Consider the following 375-nt stretch of genomic DNA (forward strand, 5'->3'; position numbering starts at 1 on the left):
GAAACGGCGCCGATAATAGATAATGTCAATTTGTCAAGCATTATAGTAAGCCTCAGAAATAGAATTTATTAATATTGCGTAGTCTGAAGAAATGCCAAACATAGACAAAAGACCAACAGCAAAATGAATTACAAAAGGCAGATAGAAATAGGCCTTTCGCTTATCTTCGAAACCAAGATACATAAAGCGCGTATTTACAACATGCATCAATACAATCATGCCCGCGGCAATAAGATAGCTGATCGCTTGTGGACAAGATTCAAATGCGACATAGCCCACCATTTGTGGCGCCCTATCAACACGGTAATTCAAGTAAAGAAAAAGAGCTGGGAGGGTCTTATAGCATAAGTCTAGAACACCCCAGCCCAGCCCGAA

Annotated in this window: 1 pseudogene; it reads right to left on the bottom strand. The window is 40.5% G+C overall.

From position 1 onward, the window contains the following. Positions 1–33: 33 nt before the first annotated feature. A pseudogene (locus ACFINC_RS10765) lies at positions 34–375 on the bottom strand (hypothetical protein); the annotation flags it as partial.

Source organism: Bartonella sp. AP58NXGY (genome assembly GCF_042195785.1).
Lineage (GTDB): Bacteria > Pseudomonadota > Alphaproteobacteria > Rhizobiales > Rhizobiaceae > Bartonella.